18 protein-coding genes are annotated in these 18,755 nt (G+C 37.7%); 10 read left to right on the forward strand and 8 right to left on the reverse strand.

Features of this window, described 5'->3' with window-relative positions; genetic code table 11:
• Window positions 1-169: 169 nt before the first annotated feature.
• Window positions 170-967 carry an ester cyclase gene (locus FSB73_RS22590; protein ID WP_158639683.1) on the forward strand — a complete coding sequence of 266 codons (798 nt, stop codon included), beginning with the start codon at window positions 170-172 and terminating at the stop codon, window positions 965-967.
• 202 nt (window positions 968-1,169) lie between these two features.
• Here FSB73_RS22590 and FSB73_RS22595 read toward each other — a convergent pair whose 3' ends face one another.
• From FSB73_RS22595 to FSB73_RS22605, 3 genes are all read right to left on the reverse strand, one after another.
• Complete coding sequence (locus FSB73_RS22595) at window positions 1,170-1,508, reverse strand: L-rhamnose mutarotase (RefSeq protein ID WP_146787634.1); 339 nt, start codon at window positions 1,506-1,508, stop codon at window positions 1,170-1,172.
• Window positions 1,509-1,516: 8 nt separating this feature from the next.
• Window positions 1,517-2,539 (reverse strand): aldo/keto reductase, encoded by a 1,023-nt coding sequence (locus tag FSB73_RS22600; RefSeq protein ID WP_146787636.1) that lies wholly within the window; start codon window positions 2,537-2,539, stop codon window positions 1,517-1,519.
• Between the two features lie 157 nt (window positions 2,540-2,696).
• Window positions 2,697-4,355, reverse strand: a complete 1,659-nt coding sequence (locus tag FSB73_RS22605; protein WP_146787639.1) for an alpha-L-fucosidase — start codon at window positions 4,353-4,355, stop codon at window positions 2,697-2,699.
• Window positions 4,356-4,646: 291 nt separating this feature from the next.
• Between FSB73_RS22605 and FSB73_RS22610 the strand changes: the two genes are divergently transcribed.
• The 4 genes from FSB73_RS22610 to FSB73_RS27865 all read left to right on the forward strand — a co-directional run bounded on the left by FSB73_RS22610 (window position 4,647) and on the right by FSB73_RS27865 (window position 8,371).
• Window positions 4,647-5,528 (forward strand): helix-turn-helix domain-containing protein, encoded by an 882-nt coding sequence (locus FSB73_RS22610; protein WP_146787642.1) that lies wholly within the window; start codon window positions 4,647-4,649, stop codon window positions 5,526-5,528.
• A 784-nt stretch (window positions 5,529-6,312) separates the two neighbouring features.
• A complete protein-coding gene (locus FSB73_RS22615; protein ID WP_146787645.1) occupies window positions 6,313-7,635 on the forward strand; it encodes an AAA family ATPase in 1,323 nt (440 codons plus the stop codon).
• Entirely contained in the window at window positions 7,619-7,885 is a 267-nt protein-coding gene (locus FSB73_RS26010; protein WP_225974294.1) for an RloB family protein, read from the forward strand. Before FSB73_RS22615 ends, FSB73_RS26010 begins: the two co-directional genes overlap by 17 nt.
• A gap of 15 nt (window positions 7,886-7,900) precedes the next feature.
• Complete coding sequence (locus FSB73_RS27865; protein WP_225974898.1) at window positions 7,901-8,371, forward strand: RloB family protein; 471 nt, start codon at window positions 7,901-7,903, stop codon at window positions 8,369-8,371.
• Window positions 8,372-8,644: 273 nt separating this feature from the next.
• Here the strand turns inward: FSB73_RS27865 and FSB73_RS22625 are convergent, their stop codons facing one another.
• From FSB73_RS22625 to FSB73_RS22645, 5 genes are read right to left on the reverse strand one after another with little or no spacing between them, the layout of a single operon-like run.
• A complete protein-coding gene (locus tag FSB73_RS22625) occupies window positions 8,645-9,988 on the reverse strand; it encodes an alpha-L-fucosidase (RefSeq protein WP_146787649.1) in 1,344 nt (447 codons plus the stop codon).
• The gene (gene fucP, locus FSB73_RS22630; RefSeq protein ID WP_192904081.1) at window positions 9,985-11,250 is read right to left on the reverse strand and encodes an L-fucose:H+ symporter permease; all 1,266 of its coding nucleotides are present in this window, start codon (window positions 11,248-11,250) and stop codon (window positions 9,985-9,987) included. Before fucP ends, FSB73_RS22625 begins: the two co-directional genes overlap by 4 nt.
• A gap of 34 nt (window positions 11,251-11,284) precedes the next feature.
• Window positions 11,285-11,623 (reverse strand): L-rhamnose mutarotase, encoded by a 339-nt coding sequence (locus FSB73_RS22635; protein ID WP_146787652.1) that lies wholly within the window; start codon window positions 11,621-11,623, stop codon window positions 11,285-11,287.
• A 44-nt stretch (window positions 11,624-11,667) separates the two neighbouring features.
• Complete coding sequence (locus tag FSB73_RS22640; protein ID WP_146787655.1) at window positions 11,668-12,891, reverse strand: enolase C-terminal domain-like protein; 1,224 nt, start codon at window positions 12,889-12,891, stop codon at window positions 11,668-11,670.
• Window positions 12,892-12,927: 36 nt separating this feature from the next.
• Window positions 12,928-13,689, reverse strand: a complete 762-nt coding sequence (locus tag FSB73_RS22645) for an SDR family NAD(P)-dependent oxidoreductase (protein WP_146787658.1) — start codon at window positions 13,687-13,689, stop codon at window positions 12,928-12,930.
• A 130-nt stretch (window positions 13,690-13,819) separates the two neighbouring features.
• Here FSB73_RS22645 and FSB73_RS22650 point away from each other — a divergent pair, with 130 nt between their 5' ends.
• The 5 genes from FSB73_RS22650 (at window position 13,820) to FSB73_RS22670 (ending at window position 18,694) form a co-directional block, all read left to right on the forward strand.
• The gene (locus FSB73_RS22650; RefSeq protein WP_146787661.1) at window positions 13,820-14,131 is read left to right on the forward strand and encodes an AraC family ligand binding domain-containing protein; all 312 of its coding nucleotides are present in this window, start codon (window positions 13,820-13,822) and stop codon (window positions 14,129-14,131) included.
• A gap of 136 nt (window positions 14,132-14,267) precedes the next feature.
• Window positions 14,268-14,678, forward strand: coding sequence for a helix-turn-helix domain-containing protein (locus FSB73_RS22655; RefSeq protein WP_146787664.1), 411 nt, complete (start codon window positions 14,268-14,270; stop codon window positions 14,676-14,678).
• A 679-nt stretch (window positions 14,679-15,357) separates the two neighbouring features.
• Window positions 15,358-16,392 (forward strand): hypothetical protein, encoded by a 1,035-nt coding sequence (locus tag FSB73_RS22660; RefSeq protein ID WP_146787666.1) that lies wholly within the window; start codon window positions 15,358-15,360, stop codon window positions 16,390-16,392.
• A gap of 10 nt (window positions 16,393-16,402) precedes the next feature.
• A complete protein-coding gene (locus FSB73_RS22665) occupies window positions 16,403-17,338 on the forward strand; it encodes a hypothetical protein (protein WP_146787670.1) in 936 nt (311 codons plus the stop codon).
• Between the two features lie 12 nt (window positions 17,339-17,350).
• Window positions 17,351-18,694 carry a hypothetical protein gene (locus FSB73_RS22670; RefSeq protein WP_146787673.1) on the forward strand — a complete coding sequence of 448 codons (1,344 nt, stop codon included), beginning with the start codon at window positions 17,351-17,353 and terminating at the stop codon, window positions 18,692-18,694.
• Window positions 18,695-18,755 lie beyond the last annotated feature (61 nt).

An 18,755-nucleotide genomic window follows, 5' to 3' on the forward strand; every position in this document is an offset into this window, starting at 1 on the left:
AGTTTCAGAAGGGACAAAGCATCAACTTTGCTTTATGAAACTTAAAAATCCATTTATTGAGCAATATAAAACAAGGACTGGACTTGTTCTAATGGTTTTGTCGTTCTCCTACTCCTTATTTGCTCAACAAAGGACAGACCATTTTATTTACCCATTAAACTCAAAAAAAATGAAAGAGTACATGCTATTAATCCACTTGCCATTGAGCTATGGAGCAGTTCAGGCTTCAGCAGTAAGGGAAAAGTGGACAGCGCTCACTGACCAGTGGAAGGCAAACGGCATCTTTGTTAGCAGTTTTGTTTTCCCAGGTGAAAGTTATATCGTAGCTAGTAAAGACAGCGTTACCCAAAAAGACATTGTTTCCAATGAACTTAAAGTAATCAGCACGATTATTATAAGGGCTTCAGATTTTAAAGAAGCAATACAATTAGCCCAAAAATGTCCGATTTTAGAACAAGAAGGCATTGTTGAAGTCAGGGAAGTGCAGCCTAGACCAGCAACCAAAACATGGACAGCGGAGGAACTAATCAACAAAAAAATTATCCAAAACCTTTATGAGAACATCCTAAACAACAGAAAGTATGACTTATTGGACAGCGTTATTTCTCCAGACTATATAGGCATAGGCAACGGTGAAAAAAAGGGTGTAACCTCATTTTTAGAAACAGTTCAAGCCGTCATAAATGCATTTCCAGATATTCAGTGGCATATTATTGACCTGATGGCGGAAGGTGATAAAGTGGTTGTTAGATGGACTTGGACGGGTACGAATACCGGGAATTTTAGGGGTATTCCAGCCAGCAATAATAAGGTAACAGACAGCGCCATTGTCATATATCAGTTGGCGGAAGGAAAAGTAATCAACGCCTGGTTACAAGGGGACAGATTGGGCGTTTTGATGCAAATTGGCGTGATTCCATCTGATTTAATTTCAACGAGCCCAGCACAAAATGTAACGGCTAAGTGATACCAAATCGGCCACCCTACCTATTAATCGTAAACAAACTACTTAGATAACGCAGTAGTCACTTAATATATTATCCAGCATAACAGGGCAGTAGCGATTAGGAGAAATAAAAATAATCATCCATCGCTACTGCCTATTTGTGCCGATTTTAATCCATTTTCTAATTGGATCCACTTTTAACGGCCTAGTCATAATTATTCTTCTACCAAAGCCCATAAATCTGTTCCATCAATACCCATTTTTCATTTCTTTTTGCCCAGGGCAATGGCTTTTGAAATCGTGCCATCAACCGTTCCCACTCTTTAACTTTAGGATTGGTGGCATCCATGGCTTTCTTTTCTTCCGGACGAAAGCCATCTTCGGTTTCCATAATCATAAACAACCTATTGCCTGTTCTATAAATCTGCATATCAATGACACCAGCCCCTATGATGCTTTTTCTAATTTCCGGCCAACCATTTTCACTCTTATGCCAAAATTCGTATTTCGCTATTAATTCCGGGTCATCTTTCAGATCCAAGGCATAACATAATCTTTTCATATTTTCGATTATTCGTATAAATAATTTTCTGCATAAATCCCACTGATCAATTGTTTTGTCACGAGCGACTGCCAAAAATCAATTGGAATGGTCGACCTGGTAATTTCAACATTAGATTTAACCCGGTCTAGATTGGTGGTACTTAAGGCAACGCCATTTACGCCGGGGGCGTGTCTTGCAAATACCGCACAAGCCGCCTCTGGCCGAATCTTAAAGGATTCGCAAGCTGCATAAAATGCAGCTCTCCAATGATAAAGATCTGGATTAAGTGCTGGCGATACTGGTTTATAATTATAAAAATCACCTCCAGTCAAAAAACCGCCGTTAAAAATGGCGGAGTTAATAATTTTTACTCCTTGGCTCCGAAGCTGTTGCATAAAATCAAGCAACTCCTCTGGATGACTGTGAATTGTCATACTATTGGCAATCATGACCCAATCCAGCGGGATATACTGAATAATCTCCCTGGTAACTTTCCAGTCTTTGGCGCCAATTCCCACAGCTTGTACCCTACCTTGGCGCTTTAAGTCCGCCAGCGCTTCATAAGCTGCCAGTATATCCTTAAATCGATTCCGATAATCCGGTTCTCCTTTTGCCGCTGCTAAATACTCATCCGGATCATGTACGGATACCCATTTTGCTTCATATCCATTTAACAGTGCATTACCCTGTTCATAGCAATCAAGGATTCCTTCCCCACTAATTTGTTGCTCAGCATCATGTTTTAGTTCTTTCCAGACGCCCGGTTCAAACGTAGGCTCTTTGGTTTTAAGCGCCGTACGCTTCCATCCTAGCTTATTGCTGATAATAACATCTTTGGGATCAATTCCTGCCTGACGAAGACCATTCCCCAATGATTCAAGGGCCAGTCCGGCTCCGTATTTACCTGCGCTGTCAAATACAGTGGGATGTGACCCGTATTTAACACATTGCTGTATAATGTTTGCTTTATGCTGCGCTGACAGCGCGACATAAAGGTTGCCGAGTCCACTTGTTCCAAATATTACTTCCGGAATTTCTAATGCATTCATTTTATTTGGTGCTTTTTATATTTTTGATGGTTACTGGTTTTCCTTTTAAAGCGCTTATTATAAAAATATATTGGCCCGATTGCCCTTTACCGTTTTCAAAATCTCCTACAAATGATTTAGCCGGCGTTTTTTAAGGGTTGAATAAATCATGACCCTTTTAAACAATAGCTCCTTCAATTTTAAAAACAAACGCATTTAATAAGGCTTCTTGTTGGGGTAAATTAATTTTTAAACCAGTATCCTTTTGTTCAAATTGAATGGTTTGATTGCTCCCCAATAACCGAATGGATTTAATCTCACCTACTAAGGGCCCTTTGGCTAGTTTTTTTATAAAGGCAGTAGCATCGTCCGGCCAGCCAAACATAAAGGCATAAAGTATAGGACCTTTGCAGGTAAAGCGATAATCCTTTGGGCCGAGTGGTTTGCCTTTACCTTCATTAAAACCCTGTGCCCTTAAAGGTGACGCAGACACTAAGGCCGGTCCTTCTCCAAAACTAATCCAGGGACGGGTGGCATAAATAGCTTCCCCATTTATTTTCATCCATTCCCCTATTGATTCAACTATAGCTCTTTCCTTGTCGTCAATTGTGCCGTCCCCACGTACAGGAATATTGAGCATTAGGTTGCCATTTTTACTGACCACATCAATTAAAGTATGAATGACAGTTTTGGCAGATTTGTAACCATCATTATCAAATAAACGGCGATCATAGTGCCAATTACCGATGCAGGTATCTGTCTGCCAGGGGCTGGGAACAATTTCATTACTCTGACCTCTTTCAATATCCCATATCATACATTTGCGTTGTTGTGCATCCAATATTTTGCCAGTAACCACCCCTGTCAGCTGACCATTATCTTTAATCGTTTTATTATATAGATGAGCAGCAATACGTACCCCGACATCGTTAATAGGATAATAAGGCAGTACGGTATCGTCAAAATACACCAGTTCAGGGTGGTACTTGTTAATTAATTCAATCGTTCTCTTATAAAACTTCTCTGTGTAAGGGGCTGAAGGTGGGGTTACCCCATTGCCCCAGTTCCACTGGCGATGGATGGAGCCGTTATTCAGACTATCTTTACTAAGTGGGTGATTTTGAGCATAAAGATCCATTTGAGGGTCATACCCTTCCCACCATTTTCCGACACCTTCCCGCTTATTTACCTTTCCATCATAAGGAACACCTTTTAATGGTCCCCTGGTATCGGCGCGTTGCGCCGTTTCATACCAACTCCATGCATGGGCGGCGTGAACACTTACACCAAAATGCAGATTGTTATTTTTTGCTGCCTTGGCCCACCCAGCGATAAGGTCCTTTTTGGGACCAATCCTAGTCGAATTCCAGGATTGATAGCTACTATCAAATAAGTCAAAATTGTCATGGTGATTGGCGAGTGCCATAAAATATTTGGCGCCTGCCTTTTTGTATAAGGCAACCAGCGCTTCTGGATTCCAGTTTTCAGCTTTCCATATATTGATGACATCCTTAAAGCCAAATTTGGAAGGATGTCCATATTTTTCACAGTGGTATTTGTATTGATCTGAGCCTTCCTCATACATGCCTCGGGCATACCAATCGCCTCGTTCTGGCTCACATTGTGGCCCCCAGTGCGCCCATATCCCAAATTTGGCATCCCGAAACCAATCAGGAACCTGATAATTCCCTAGTGAACCCCAGGTGGGCTTGAATGGACCGTTTTCTGTTAGCTCTTGTCCAAGGGAGGAAAATAGGTTAAAAGGTTGGCTCACCTTTTTAATATAAAGCCCAGGAAGTACAGCTGCCAGGGTTTTAAGGACAGTTCTTCTTTGCAAGGAATTTAAATTTAATGTTAAACAAAAGGATATTTATCTTCCACTTTATTAATATATACTAATCCAATATCACTGCGCAATTTTTAAGCCTTTTAGCGCATCTAAGGTTGCTCCTTAAAGGACTACCCATTAGGAGCAGGTGTTCGAATAAACCTAGTAAATCTTCACTAACCATTTCATATCAAAATTATAATAAATAAGGCGTCATATTTTAAATTAAATAGACCTTTTCTTATACAAATCCGACTTTTGATTAGAACATTTTGCTTCTTTTATCTTATATTTGATTATATGGTTAAACGGGTATTACAATATAGCTTTTCTCTTTTGAATGTGGACTACGTTCAATTGACCTCTAGTTGGAACTACCGCAATGTCCTAAGCCCTTACTATAGAATTTACTACATCAATGAAGGTCAGGGGGAAATTTCTGATTTCAACAGAACCGTAAAATTGGAACCTGGGTATCTTTATATTATCCCTAGCTTTACCATGTGCAATCTTTGTTGCAAAAACGTCCTGGGGCAATATTTTGTTCAATTTTTTGAACAATCTTCACATGGTATTTCCATGTTTGCCAATAAACGAGCTGTTTTAAGACTTAAGGCATCCGATGTAGATGTTCAGTTATTTAAACGACTCCTGGAAATTAATCCCGGTAGAGGCATCAACCGTTCCGATAATCCTAAAGTATACGAGAAAGAAATATATTATGACGAATATCAGCAGCTGAATAATAAACAAAGCTTAGCCATTTATATTGAAACCCAGGGAATTTTGATGCAGTTGGTCTCCAGATTCCTTCAATTGGACACAAGTGCATCACCCAATGAACATGTCATACCAATTAAGATAATAGAATCCCTGAATTATATTCTAGCTAACCTTCAACTGCCCCTTTCTGTGTCTAAACTTGCCACCATGGTCCACCAAAATGTAGATTATTTTTCAAGGCAATTTAAACTGTATACAGGCTTAAGACCCATTGCTTATATCAATGAAAAACGCATTGAACGAGCTCAGTATTTGATGGCCACTAGCAGGATGAGTCTATCTGAAATCTGCGATCAAACAGGATTTGAGCACCTGTCTTACTTTTCTAATACCTTCAAAAAATTAACGGGCATATCTCCTAGTGATTATAAAAAACAATTACAATCTGTCAGGTTTTAACCACCGATTCATTTTTTCATTATTAAACTATTTTGGAAATTATTGGTCTTCGTTTATCAAATTTACGCTTATTCATTTTTAAATTAACTGGCAAATTTCATTAAACAGGGTTGCCTGATTTCCTATTGAATTTGCATTTATGCCAAACTATTAAATATTTTAAACGTAAACCTTTAGCTGTCAATTCTCTTGAATCCAATAAAGACATTAATTACAGTAATAACATGTTCGCTCCCGGCTCGAAAGCAAAGAATTGATACTACAGATATATGATTACCCACAAAATTGAATGCACTTAATGATATTTACATTAATAAAAGATTAAACTGCATAAAACAGAGTCTTACCTTATTTTCACAACGAATTCATACCTTCGCAAACTATTGATAATAAACATTATTAGCCCATGCGAATATTTTACATAAATAACAATTACTTTTTTTGATAAACGCCAAAACATAAACATAGAGTTAATGAGGCCCAGGCACGACCCGTATATTTTCGCAAATTAATGCCCACTGCGATTAGCCATCCTGCTGGTTTTTATTGTCTAAATGCGCAATTTCAATCTAACCCGTAAGCGCATCCTTATAATATGTGAAGTATTAATTTGATAACACTTTCTTTCAAAAAAAATGTATGACATACCTTCAAAGGCAGATCGGAAAAGATTAATTTAAGTCATGAACACAAAAACCATAAAAATCAATTTTTCCTATTAAATTTTCACATTTTGCATATTATATCACTTATATGCATTTTTTTTGCAAAAAAGGCTTTTATTATGCTTATTCAATTTTCAGTACGTAATTTTAAATCATTTAGAGAAAAGGCAACCTTAAGTTTAGTTGCCTCTGGTTATGATAAAACAACAAGAGAAATTGAAAATGTAACCTCTCTGTCCCACTCAACCAAGGAATTACGGTTGCTAAAGAGTGCAGTTATTTATGGTGCAAATGCAAGTGGAAAAACGAAGCTTGTGGAGGCATTATACTTCATGAAACAATTTGTCAGATCATCAGCTGACGAGCAACCAAATGACAAGATTAAGGTTGAACCATTTCTACTCGACACTTATAGTGAATCAGAAAGTAGTGAATTTGAAGTTATCTTTATTCGAGATGGCATCCGTTATCGCTATGGCTTCGAAATTCTACCCCAACTTATTGTCGCAGAGTGGCTTTTCAAAAAGGAAAAAGATACTGAAATCGAACTTTTTTATAGAACCAAACAAGAATTTGAATTTCACGGGCGTATTCCTGAATTTAAAATCGGCAGAAAGGTCGCAAAAGACCAAATGGTAAAAAGTACGACACTATGGCTAACCGCTGCAGCAAAATGGAATGATGACCTCTCAAAATTTATTATTAAGTGGTTTCAAAAATTACATATTCTTTCTGGGCTCAATGATCGATCATACATGGCATACACATTAAATCAGATCAAAACGGGTAAAATGCGTGGTGCCATCACAAACTTCGTACGAGCAGCAAGTATCGGACTTGAAGAAATCTCCATAGTCAATCTTGGAATAGAAGATCTGCCAGATCAATTGTCCAATGAAATTCGTGAACGTATTATTCAAGAAATTATTAATGAAGAAGGTTATTTAGTTGAAGACATCGCCACCTACCGTCGTTATGACAAGAATGGGAATCGAGTTGCAAACAAAGATTTTAAAATTGATCAACATGAATCTGCTGGAACTAGAAAATACTTAGCCCTTTCTGGCCCAGTATTAGACGTACTGGCAAATGGCAGTATTTTGATCGTTGATGAGCTAGATGCAAGGTTACATCCCAATTTAGTTTGTAAAATTATTGAATTATTCAATTCAAAATTGCACAATCCTATGTCTGCACAATTAATCTTTAACACACATGATACTAATTTGCTAAATGTAGGTCTCCTTCGCCGTGATCAGATTTGGTTTACTGAAAAAGATCGATATGGAGCCAGTATTTTGTACTCTCTAAATGATTATAGTCCTCGGAAAAATGAAAATTTAGAAAAAAACTATTTGCAAGGAAATTATGGGGGCATACCATATTTGGGTAATTTTGAGCAACTAATTAAATCCACTTCTTCCAATGAAAATGCAGAATAAAAAAGAAAAGGAAGCTGCGGCCAGAGCTTCTCATAAAGCTCAAAAGAATGCAGCAAAAAAAAAGCACAAAATTGAGCCTAATTTAGAAAGAGCGAAACCTGAAAAACCTAGAAGAAAGCGAATTTTAATTTATTGCGAAGGAGAAAATACAGAACCTTCTTATTTCAATCAATTTGCCTTGTCAAATACAGATGTTAAAAGTTTTGGCGAAGGTCATAATACATTGTCACTCATTGAGCGAGCAATGTAACTTCGTGATAAGGCGATACATCTTAATAAGCCTTATGATGAAATATGGTGTGTTTTTGATAGGGATCCGGCCACGTCTAACAAAACTGGCCATACTGCACAAAATTTCAATAAGGCAATCCAATTAGCAAAAAAGGAAAAAATTGAGGTAGCATACTCCAATCAGGCTTTTGAATATTGGCTTATCCTTCACTTTCTAGATCATCAAGGAGGAAAATTTCCTCGAACAGAGTATAACACAAAGCTAAATAAGAGTTTAAAGCCATTTAACTGTAAATATGACGGAAACAGTTCAAAAATAGTAACTACAGAGTTATTTGATGTCTTAGAATCCAAAGAGCCCAAGACAAATAAAATTCATCGGGATCTGGCCATTATTAGGGCAGAAAAAATTTATAATAGACTTGATCATTCTAATCCTGCAAATGAGGAATCAAGCACTACTATTTTTAAATTAGTAAAAAGGCTCCTTAAGGACTACCCTTAAGAAACATGAATGCCTTCCCATTTAAACATATGTAGATAATGTTATTAACCGCTTTGATAAAATTGATTAATTTAAGAAGCTTCAGCCCATCAAACAAGGCTCCATCAGCAATCTACAAAATTGCTCAGTTTTTAAAAAGCCAAATACTCAATTTCGAGAATTTGGCAATGCAAAGCTTCGAAAAAGTGTTGCCAAATTTCGTTAATTAATTGATTCAGTGTAGTTGTAATCTATAATTACAGGACAATTTCAATTGTTATTATGCATATACACTCAAACGTCTTCGTAACTTTCATTAAGGTCAATAACTGGTAAATTCTCTACATTTTTATCCATTTGCAGCTCAATAACCGCATCATTCTCGTCTGGCAGTGTGTCTGGAAGATTTAAGATTACCCGCTGATCCTTTTGCTGAAACTGAATTTCCTTTCCTTTTAAGAAGGCGGCAGCCTTGATGTGACAACCAGGCACTGCAGGTAAAACCAATTTACTGCCAGGGCTTTTAAAAAGATGTAGGTAGATCTTTTGCCCCTTTCTTGTCGAGACCATAGATTTGGTGGGGGTATAAATACCGCCCTTTGTGTTATAAATAGACTCCCCATAGGTTTTAAGCCAGTTCCCGATTTCCCGAAGTCGTTTTTGTTGCCGCATTTCAATTCTGCCGTCTAGCATGGGTCCTACATTAAATAAGAGATTGCCATTCCCTCCTGCCGTACTGGCTAGTGTCTGTAAGCACTCTTTTAAGGATTTCATCTTATCATTAGGTTTCCAGGCCCATTGGGAGCAAAGCGTTATGCAGGATTCCCAGGGATAATCCATATTCATGGTGCCTACCTTTTGTTCAGGTGTTGCATAATCACCGACTGTTTCACTACTAAGGGCCGGATGTTCCCCCTTACCCAGCCGGTTATTTACAATAAGGTCCGGATCCAGGCTTTTGAGATAACGGTATATCTCTTTGCCATCTTCCAGTGTCCAGGGCTTTTCCCAATTTCCATCAAACCACAGCATATAAGGATGATAATTTGTCACTAATTCCCTGAGCTGGTTTTTCATGTACTGCACAAATGCAGGCATATTGGCTGCAGGATCAGGCCCTTTCCCATCATTATGTAAGGGATATCTTTTGTCATACCAGTCCAGTACTGTATAGTAAATACAAAATTTGACATCGTATTTTTTACACGACATAGCAAGCGCCCCAACGATGTCTTTTTTGAATGGGCTGTTGCTAATATTATAATCAGTGTATTTAGTGGGCCAGAGGCAAAATCCATCATGGTGCTTTGCTGTAATCGTCAGGTACTTCATGCCTGCCGCCTTGGCGGTTTTTACCCAGTCGTCTGCATTAAAAAGCACCGGATCAAACTCTTTATACAAGCTATCATAGTCGTCTTGAGTTACTTGGTTGTTTCTGGACCAACCTATTTCTGTTCCTCTGAGTGTCACTGGCCCAAAATGGATAAACATGCCAAAACGAAGATCCATAAAATCTTGAAGTATTTGTGGACTCGTCTTTTGGACAGTTGTATTTACGGTTCCATTTACAGTATTTTGGGCCTGGGTAAAAGAGACCATCAAAAAAGAAATGGCCGTCAAAAGAATCAACTTTTTCATAGTTTGTTTTTTATTTTAAAGCCTTTTATAGCATAATACGTGACATATATATAACATATAACCGGCAATACATAGGCCAGCCGGATACCCCCCTGATCAGACACAAGCCCCATCAGTGGTGGTATGACTGCCCCTCCAACCACCCCCATAATGAGTAAGGAAGAAGCCGTTTTAGTATAATCACCCAATCCTTTGATACTTAGGGTAAATATAACAGGATACATCACTGAAGTGAATAACCCAACCAAGGCTAGGGAAAACAAGGAAAAATAACCTGTAGTCAGAATTGCCAGCACAACCAATACAATTGCCCCCACCGATGAAATCAACAAAACATTCGAGGGTTTTATCTTTTTAAGTAGCAAGGCTCCTGCCAGGCGACCGGCCAGCACCAGGCCCATATAAAGCGAAATAAATAAAGCGGCCTTTTGGCCACTCAGACCGGGGATATGCAAGGATTGGGCATACCGGATCATAAAACTGACAATGCCTACTTCGGCGCCTAAATAACTAAATACTGCTAACACGCCCAACATCGTATGAGGGAATTTAAAAACGTTTTTAAAGGAATATTTATTTGCAGACGGGTCAGAAGTTTCTTTTATAACGGGCATTTTTATAAGCAAGACAACAATGGACATGACCAGAAATAATAGAGCAAGTGTCAAATAAGGGAGTTTGACCATATTTGCTTCACCGGACAAAAAAGTCTGTAACTGCGTACTTGAATAGCCCTGAATCACCTTTTCAGGTATATCTTCCTTATGCATCAGTAAAAGAGAACCGATATAAGGGGCAACGGTTGACCCCACAGACCCTATCGCTGCAGACAGGCTTAATCGACTGGAAGCCTCTTTGGGATCACCCAGTATGGCAATATAGGGCGTCGCAGTTACTTCCAGAAAGGTAAAACCAGCGGCCATTATAAAAAGTCCAAGTAAAAATAATGGATAGGACCGGATTTCTGCTGCTGGAAAAAATAGAGCTGCACCTAAAGCTGCGACCAATAAACCGGTAATCATCCCAGCGCGGTAACCTTTTCGGTGAATATATAAGCCTGCTGGCAAGGCCATCAAAAAATAAGCACCAAAAAATGCCGACTGAACCAATGAAGATTGAAAATCGGTCAACTGGCAAGCTCTCTTTAGATGAGGTATCAATATATCATTAATATTGCGACTCATATTCCATAGAAACATAAGGCTCATTACGACCAGTAAAGGAACCAGGTATTGCCTGGCTTTATGTTTTATACTGTCCACAGCTTTTGCTTTAAGTTAAGTAAATTGAAGCCCTTTAATTCAATTGGAAAATGCTTTTCATCTCCACCCACAATTCGCCTGGTTTTGCAAATGCAAGTCGTTGTTGAAACTTTTCCATTAACGCTGCCCACTCTTTTTGACGAGGCTTCTGAAGCATTTTATCAAATCCAGTTTTCAATTCAAAATTATCTTCTGTTTCAAGGATCATCATAAGTCTTGTTGCTACCCGGTATATTTCCATTGTCAGAATACCACAAGCCTTAATCCCATTAGCGATCTCGGGCCAGATATTTTCTTTAGCGTGGTAAAATTCGTAGGCTGCGATTAATTCTGGATCATTTTTTAAATCCAGCGTTAGACAAAAGCGTTTCATAATGTTCTAGGTTTTAAGTTGATGTAGACTTCCAATACCTATCCTTAATCTTTTAGTTCACAGGAGCTTCCTGGCTGTTGTGGTATTTTATATACACCATTATCAATTAGAACGGGATGTATAAAATGATCCTTTAAATGCGGGATATGCTCTAAAAACAAGGCCTCATGTCCCAGGCAAATATGATTAAAAAGAACCAGGTGCTGGTGTAATTGCCCCATATCACCCACATGCGGCACTACCGGCACACCAAATTTCTTGGCCATTAGGCTTATGGTAATAAATTCACTCACCCCGCCCACTCTCACGGCATCAACCTGTAAAAAACTAGCCGCACCTGATTGCAGGTAATTTTTAAATACAATTCGGTTTGGCACATGTTCTCCCAGAGCGAGCTTTACAGGTTGAATGGCTTTTGCCAGCACTTGATGGGCAAAAATATCATCGGGATGCGTAGGTTCTTCAATCCAATATGGGTTCATAGATTTTAGCGCTTGGCATACCTCTAAAGCTTCGGGCAAGGTCCACTTTTGATTCGCATCCAGCATTACTTTGATGTCACTGCCTACGATTTCCCGTATAATACTAGCCCTGCGGATATCTCTTTGTGTGTCTGTAGATCCCACCTTTAATTTAACAGCAGAAAAGCCCTCATCCATGGCCTTTTTACAAGATTCTCTGATTTTATCATCGCTGTAATTAAACCAACCAATCGAAGTGTCATATCCAGGATAGCCTACCTTTAGTATGGGCATTCTTAAAGATGCTGACAATTGCTGGCCCGTCAAAATGGCTAAAGCCTCCTGTCTGGTCAGGACATCTTCTAAATAACTAAGATCCAAGGTGCTTATGATCTCTGCTGGAGAAAGTTCAATTAGTAATTTCCAAAGTGGTACGCCTCTTTTTTTGGCCCAAAGATCAAAACAAGCATTGGTTACGGCGGCCAGGGCCAAATGTACGACGCCTTTATGTGGCCCTAACCATCTGAATTGCTGCTCATTAGACAACCTATTGAACAACCCTCCAAAATCTACCATTACATCTTCTATATCTTTGCCTTTTAAGGTCTGACTATAAAAAGCAGCTGCCTGGCAAACAAGTTCGTTACCAGCCCCTAAAGTAAAAGCAAAACCAGAACCTACTAGGCCACTATCATCCACCAACTCAACTACAGCGTAAGAATATACGGGATTCTGGTGGACGGCGTCACTGCCAGCCCCTCCTTTAAGTGGAAACCGCTTATCTTTAATCCTTATTTCCCGGATCATTTTGTATTTTCTATTTTTTAAAATGAATTTGATTGCCTAACGCCGATAACCTAACTCCGCACCACCGCCTATCGGCATTATGTGACCGGTAATAAACCTCGCCTTATCTGACAATAAAAAAGTACAGCCGTCCGCCACAACGTCCCCCTTAGGGCAATATCCTAATACATGAATATCGTCCAGATACTGCTCAATGCTTTCCTTATCAGGCTGCTCTGCTGCCCATTTTTCCAAAGTAGGCGTCCAGACGCCTGCCGGGGCCACTGCATTAACCCGAATTTTATAAGGCGCGTAGTCCAGTGCCATTGCTTTAGTGAGGGCATCGACAGCACCTTTTGATGCTACATAGGCCGCATGGTTCAGTTGACCGATACTCGCCACCATACTACTGGTATTCAGGATGCAACCTGCAGACTGCTTTAAATAGGGCAAGCCAAATTTTGTGGTCAGATAAATACTGAATAGATTGACATTCATGATGGTTTGCCACTCACCAGGCGTGGTTAAATCTAGTGATTTTGAAGGCGTCGCGATTCCTGCATTGTTATGTATAGCGTCAATTCGACCATATCGGTCTTTGACCTGCTCAATGGCTAATTTAACGGATGACTCTTTTGTTACGTCACAGTCTATGGCCAAATGATCAGGGCCGATCTCCGCAATTAGTCGATCCATTGCTCCTTGTTGAATATCCAAAACCACAACTTGCGCCCCTGCCTTGATATATGCCTTGACACAAGCATATCCAATACCACTGGCGCCCCCTGTAATGACGATCACTTTGTCAGAAAGTAGCATAATGTTCGATTTAATGCTAACAAAGAAAAAGAATTGTTACGGGTAAAAAAGCGCTAATTTCTTCCAATACATACACTATTCTATCAAATATTACATATTTTTATCGAAACAAAGAATAAATAATCACTTTATGAAACCTGTCCTACTTAAAATAACAGCCGGTCCTGCCATCTCATTTAGTGCAAGATCCGACCATTATTCTTATAAACACAATAGCTGGCACTATCATCCGGAGTTTGAATTTATCCATGTAATTGAAGGTGCAGGGATGCTGTTCGCTGGCGATGGAATCCATCATTTCAAAGGAGGAGATCTCATTTGTATCGGTAGTTATCTACCACATTATTGGAAATTTGATCAGCAATATATTCAAGAACCAACGGCAAAATCTTATATTGAACTAACACAGTTCAGGGAGGATTTCTGGGGTAAGGATTTTTGAGCATTCCAGAGAACCAAAAATTAGCTTTCTTATTAGAGAAGTGTAAAAAGGGATTAGTATTCAATGGTAAGCAATCCGCAGAAGCAAAAAAACTATTATCCGCATTAATTGAAGCAACGGGAACCAGGCGGATTATATGCTTTTGGAGCTACTGACCAGTATAGCAGAAATCAAACCATCTTGCAGTATTTCCTCAGCCTATCATAGTGACAACTTATTCACCCAGTCTGAAAGGTTAAACACCATCTACAACTATACCCTTGAGCATTATAGATCCAAAATCTATATTAAAGACATTGCCGACAAAACGAATCTGACGGAGAATTCATTTTGCCGTTATTTTAAATCCTGTACCCGCAAAAGCTACTCTCAATTCATTAATGAATTAAGGATCGGACATGCTTGTAAGCTTTTATCAGAAGGTAAGAAAAGTATTAAGGAGATTTGTTATGAAAGCGGATTTAACAACATTACCCTATTTAACCGTTTGTTTAAAAAAATGAAAGGCATGCAGCCCAGCGAATATAGAAATAGTATTCATTCGTGAATTGGGTGTTTATGAAACAATTATGAGTGCGATGCGCTTGAAAATAATTCATTCCAAACTTCAACCAAGGATTAAAATTATTAGAACATATCATTACCGCAATATTTCCCAGGAGCAATTATTAAACGTCTTGCCTAAATTTAACGTGCAATCAATATAATCTATACAATAATTGCTAAATATAAACGTGGTAGATTGAATTCAACGATCCTACCTTTCGCCACCTCTAATACAATTATCTGATTTTCAAACAATAAAACAACTAACACACGCTATCATATTCCAAAAAGCGATAATTATATACCAAAAAAGGTTAACTCTAATTGCATATATCCTTCACTAAAGATTCTTTAACTAGGAGAAAAATTTCAAAACAATATTATACAAAGCCCTATCTTTATAAAACAGGGACTATTCAATAGCGTAAGTAAATTAAAAAACATTAAACATTTAACCAATTTGACATAATGAATTTCCAAAATAAACCAGAAAAATAATTCAAAATTCAACCTGAAAATAAATGGTCATAAAGTGTAAGATGCCTGCAAATCCATTTTCGTAAAGCAAACAGGAACTATAGAATAATTTTTTATTGCCCATCTGTATAAAAATTAATTAAAGGACACTTATTTAGAATTCATCATTTTTTACTATTTTACTTCCCAAACAAAGATTTTTTATGAAAAATCAGATCACACCAACTGACCTGTTTCTTGCAATACTAGCAATATTACTGGTTAGTGTTAGCTTCTACCAAACATGGATAGGCTTAGAACAGATTTTCGGGACCAGTGCCTTAATAATTGCACTGGTATTGGCTTTAGTACTATTATTTCTGCTGTGGCAAATCAGAATGGCCAAGAAAGCAGGTAAATCAGCAACCGCCCTAAGCGCCATATATCTCTTCTTCGCAGCATTTTGTTTTATTGCCAATTTCAATGCCTTGTATACCAGGTTTATGAAAACAGACATCTATAATACAGAACTAAGAGATATCAACAAAAAATTTAATAATCTGGAAACAAATGTAGATGCAAATTTGAATTATGAGGTGGCAGATCCAAAAACTAGACAAGATATATCAAGAGATATCAATCAATTAAAAATCCAAATCACAGATCCAAAAAATCAGGGGAGAGGCCAATATGCCAACCAAATAATCGGGAGATTAGAAAAATCACTGGGCAAAAAAATAACCCCACTAACGCCTATAAGTAAAGACGCAAATGGCTATAGTGATTTAGCGGACAGATATGCCCAGCAGATAACCCAAATGATGGAAAATCTATCGCCAGAAGAATCCCAGTTAAAAACTGACCTCAGTAAGGAGGTTGTAAAATGGAATAAACAGATTCAGGCATTCTTACTCCTTCCAAATAAGGATAAAGATGCTACGGCACAAGGGTTAATTGATGAATCTCTAACAGCATACAACAAATTAGGCTTAAGAGCGCATACTATTTTAGGTGATCAAAAATTAAAATTTGAACCAGCCATCTCACAGACACAGGAGATTGGTAAAATTGGGTATGCCTTTGATCATGCAATTGCCAATTTCGGCATGTATCAATTTGTGGTATTAATTGGCTGTATCCTATTAGATTTTGGTATTATGTTGATTATATTACTAATGCCTGTTGACCAAAACAGTAATAATAATGGCAGCGTATTTAATAACAAGCGCAGGGGCAAGACACTAATCCCTAATAATTAATTTTAAGCATATGAACATAGATAATGAAGAATTAAAACCCCTTTCATTTGAAAATGAAGAAGAACAATTAAAACCATTGGCCTTCGAACCTAACCATAAGGACAATGAGGATAATTATATCCCAATTTCTCAATTAAGCACGCCAGAAATTAAAAATAAGGAAAGTAACTTTATTTTCTTTTTTGGCACAGCTGACTCAGGCAAATCAGTCATTCTATCATCAATGCTCTATTATTTGAGTTCACAAGTTGGCGTCTTACGGCCAAAACAAGGAACCCCGAATACAAAAGAAGCCCAGGTCTTGCTATCAGACTTTTTTGAAAATATCCGTCAAGGAATCTTACCAAATAGAACCACCCGAGATCAGGTTACCCGACTCGATTTCTTATTTGAGCCTAACAATAAGTCAAAAAAGATCCCTCCCATTAACTTAACTTTTTTAGAAACTTCCGGGGAAAACCATAATGACATAAGAAGAGGTGGCAGTTATCATAATAGTATAGCTGCCTATTTAAATGCAGATATTCCATTAACATTTATTATTGTAACAAGTTATGAAAAGGCACACAAAGACGATACAATCATCAATGAGTTTTTGGACGAGTTGGAAAGAAAAGGCAAAAATCTAAAATTAGTTAATGCTATTCTGGTCATATCAAAATGGGATAAATCGGGCAAAATGATCGTAACCAATGAAGAGGATTTAAATAATTTTATAAACGAAAGATTAAGCAGAACCAGCCAACGAATTGACACTTATGGATTAACAAAAACCTATTACACCATCGGCAATATTCAAAACAGCAATGGGGTGGAAAAAATAACTGAATTAAATTTATCCACAGCAGAGATACTATCCAAATGGTTATATCAAAGTATTGTTGGATACTCATTGGATTATGAAGGCACTTTTTGGGAACGTTTAAAATTTGGCTTTAGAAATTAGCTTTCAATATCAATGAGTAACAATATCAATTTAATTGCATTTGGTACGTTTGGGAATCCAAACGGCTTCAGGCAATCCTATTTTATAGGAGACAGCCGGCTATCTAGCGTTATTAAAACCTTTGATTTAAATACCAATGCCATTACATTATTCCCAAACAGCAAAATTTATGCAATCAGAAAAGAAAATACTATTGGAGAAAATAGCATATCCTACTGCGTGTACTCTTTTGCTAAAGAACAAAATTCAGAAAGAAGTGGCACTTTTATCGGCACCAGTATATTATTTACGGAACAAATTGCCGATGAACATCTAACACTAAAGGTCCTGAATGAGTGCCAAAACTCCCTTTACAACAGGAATGTAAAAGACAATGTAATTTTAGTCAGCCATTCCGACCATCTTTCTATAACCAAACCTAAGGACTTTGACAAATTAAACCAACATTTAAAAGAGGTCGAAGATATAAATCTGCTGCAATCATCAAATAAGCCTTTAGTGGTTTATTGCAACACAGATGACAAGGAATTCCAAAATATATTAAAAAGATCAATAGAATTATTAAATTCATATGATACAATCTACTTTACAAAAAGCCAGGATATTGCACAATATGTACATCAAAAAAATATTTTTAATTTCGTAGAGCTAGCTGGCTTTGAAGCAGAAATTCAAAAGTTAGTGGAGGTAAGAAAAAAAATAAGAGCAACTGCCATCGCTGAATTTGAGCAAACTATACAACAATTAGAAGCAGATAAAACCATTGAAGTCAATAGGTTTTGCGAGCAAATAAAGAGCAATGAATTGCTGCACCTCGAAAACGAACGATTGATTAAAGAATCCAAAATTGAGTTAGAACAAATAAAACAGATTTACGGTGATTATTTTGTGAACATAAGCGACTTGACCAATCAACTAAAATCAGGTAAAAAAATTCAAGAGATAAAGGTATTATTTAATGAAAATAAACGGATTTTCATTGAAAGTATTGATCAAATTAAAAAGCCTGAATTTATTAACACACTTAAAAAGCCGATCCCAAATGCAAGATTTAAGCAGGTCAATCCCCAAAGTGATTTTCACCAAAAAAATAATCCAAATCCATATATTAATGAAAGTTATCCACGTCACCATCATCGCAGGATAGACAAATTTAAGGTAATGACTTTATTACTATTATTGTTATGGATTGGCACCTTAACGTATTTCCTGTTGCAAAAATCGTCCGCCACACCAACGAATAACAAAACATTGCCCAAACAGCAAATTAACCCTAATAATGATGTAGAGAATATTAATCACCAACAGCAGCCCATAAAAACAAATACGGTAACATTGCCTTCAAATACAAAATAAAAAACGGCATGGAAGAAAGCCTGATTCTACATTGAGATGTATCCCCAAACCTGAGTAAAGC

Origin of the sequence: Arachidicoccus ginsenosidivorans (assembly GCF_007971385.1) — a bacterium.
Lineage (GTDB): Bacteria > Bacteroidota > Bacteroidia > Chitinophagales > Chitinophagaceae > Arachidicoccus > Arachidicoccus ginsenosidivorans.

Bases quoted from the DNA above. Each gene is read 5' to 3' on its own strand.
- FSB73_RS22590 (WP_158639683.1), top strand. From the start codon at position 170: ATGAAAGAGTACATGCTATTAATCCACTTGCCATTGAGCTATGGAGCA.
- FSB73_RS22595 (WP_146787634.1), bottom strand. From the start codon at position 1,508: ATGAAAAGATTATGTTATGCCTTGGATCTGAAAGATGACCCGGAATTA.
- FSB73_RS22600 (WP_146787636.1), bottom strand. From the start codon at position 2,539: ATGAATGCATTAGAAATTCCGGAAGTAATATTTGGAACAAGTGGACTC.
- FSB73_RS22610 (WP_146787642.1), top strand. From the start codon at position 4,647: ATGGTTAAACGGGTATTACAATATAGCTTTTCTCTTTTGAATGTGGAC.
- FSB73_RS22615 (WP_146787645.1), top strand. From the start codon at position 6,313: ATGCTTATTCAATTTTCAGTACGTAATTTTAAATCATTTAGAGAAAAG.
- FSB73_RS26010 (WP_225974294.1), top strand. From the start codon at position 7,619: ATGAAAATGCAGAATAAAAAAGAAAAGGAAGCTGCGGCCAGAGCTTCT.
- FSB73_RS22625 (WP_146787649.1), bottom strand. From the start codon at position 9,988: ATGAAAAAGTTGATTCTTTTGACGGCCATTTCTTTTTTGATGGTCTCT.
- FSB73_RS22635 (WP_146787652.1), bottom strand. From the start codon at position 11,623: ATGAAACGCTTTTGTCTAACGCTGGATTTAAAAAATGATCCAGAATTA.
- FSB73_RS22640 (WP_146787655.1), bottom strand. From the start codon at position 12,891: ATGATCCGGGAAATAAGGATTAAAGATAAGCGGTTTCCACTTAAAGGA.
- FSB73_RS22645 (WP_146787658.1), bottom strand. From the start codon at position 13,689: ATGCTACTTTCTGACAAAGTGATCGTCATTACAGGGGGCGCCAGTGGT.
- FSB73_RS22650 (WP_146787661.1), top strand. From the start codon at position 13,820: ATGAAACCTGTCCTACTTAAAATAACAGCCGGTCCTGCCATCTCATTT.
- FSB73_RS22655 (WP_146787664.1), top strand. From the start codon at position 14,268: ATGCTTTTGGAGCTACTGACCAGTATAGCAGAAATCAAACCATCTTGC.
- FSB73_RS22660 (WP_146787666.1), top strand. From the start codon at position 15,358: ATGAAAAATCAGATCACACCAACTGACCTGTTTCTTGCAATACTAGCA.
- FSB73_RS22665 (WP_146787670.1), top strand. From the start codon at position 16,403: ATGAACATAGATAATGAAGAATTAAAACCCCTTTCATTTGAAAATGAA.
- FSB73_RS22670 (WP_146787673.1), top strand. From the start codon at position 17,351: ATGAGTAACAATATCAATTTAATTGCATTTGGTACGTTTGGGAATCCA.